At 56.1% G+C, this 1,312-nt stretch carries 1 protein-coding gene; it reads right to left on the bottom strand.

Going from position 1 to position 1,312, the window contains the following annotated elements; all coding sequences use genetic code 11:
• Nucleotides 1-259 precede the first annotated feature (259 nt).
• Entirely contained in the window at nt 260-1,168 is a 909-nt protein-coding gene (locus NKH70_RS35640) for a LysR substrate-binding domain-containing protein (protein ID WP_353027472.1), read from the bottom strand.
• Between the last annotated feature and the right edge of the window lie 144 nt (nt 1,169-1,312).

Genomic DNA, 1,312 nt, shown 5'->3' with positions numbered 1-1,312 from the left:
GCAGCTACGACCGACGCGCGTCCTCCGCGGCGCCGGATTGCGGGAGTATCAGCATCCATCATTGCGTCCCCTGCAGCCGAATAATCAGCATCCCACCATCTTCTGATAAGGCGGGCCGTGCTTAGTTTCGCAATGATGATAGCGACTAGCGAGCGCTCCGAGAATTCGTAAAAGGTTTCGCCAGCCTTAAACCCAGTTTATATCTAGGTCGCTCGTGCGCAAGCTGCGAGGGATAAGCCACGGTAAGGGCTAATTTCAATCACGGGCGGAGTTCTTCAGACTGACCAAGAAACCAGTCAACCAAAACCTTGCACCTCTTGTTCTTGCTGGCATCCTCGCTGGCTAACAGAAAGAAGGCCCTGTCGGTCTTGATTTGGGTTGGCAATGCTTTGACGAGAAGGCGGTTGTTGAGCAGCTGCTGGGCGGTCAGGGACCATCCCAACGCTATTCCTTCACCGGCAAGCGCTGCTTGAAGCGTCAGCTGGTAGTCGTTGAAGACAATGTTCGGTGTGATCTCGCCGGCATCTCCGCCTGCCAACTCGACCCACTCGGGCCAGCCCATCCGCTTGCGAAAATCATCGGAAGAATGAATGAGCTGGTGGTGAACCAGCTCATCGACGGTCTGTGGAGCAGGGTGCGCCAGAAGATACGCGGGGGAGCAAACGGGAAAGATGATTTCGTCGCAAACGAACCAGCTGTTGACCCTTTCAAAATCCCGGGGCCGCACCCACACCGTGACGTCGATCTCATGATCCGGCTCGACATCCCGATCGGTGGCGACAACCTTGATCCTGACGTCCGGATGCTCTTCCTGAAAATGATAGAGTTGGGGCGCCAGCCAATGTGCCGCTAGAGATGTCGACGCTGCGAAGGTGATGTACTTCGTTCCGCGATCGGAGATGATCTCAAGCCGCTGTTCCAGACGGCGGAAGCTGGTGCGCACCTCGTCATAGAGCTGCCTGCCAGGTTCTGTCAGCTGCACTCCTCGGTTATCTCGGACAAAGAGTGCGGTCCCGCAATGCTTCTCGAACGTCTTGATCGAGTGCGAGACGCTCGGTTGCGTCACGTTAAGCTCGCTTGCTGCACTCTTGAAACTCAGGGTTCGGGCCGCGGCTTCGAAGACAAAAAGCGAGTGCGTCGAGGGTACCAGGTTACGAAGCTTTGACATGAAGCAGGTCTATATCAGCCGTGATCTTTTCCGTCTACGCGACCGACAGCACATGGTCTATTCGGACAGGAAGAACGCTAGAGCAGCCGTTGGCGCAACTACGCTACCGGCCGCATTCACCTAGAGAGTTGGCAGTGAACTCAT

The organism is Mesorhizobium sp. M0991, from assembly GCF_040318915.1.
GTDB lineage: Bacteria > Pseudomonadota > Alphaproteobacteria > Rhizobiales > Rhizobiaceae > Mesorhizobium.
This window is presented reverse-complemented; position numbering and strand designations above follow the sequence as displayed.

Bases quoted from the DNA above. Each gene is read 5' to 3' on its own strand.
- NKH70_RS35640 (WP_353027472.1), bottom strand. From the start codon at position 1,168: ATGTCAAAGCTTCGTAACCTGGTACCCTCGACGCACTCGCTTTTTGTC.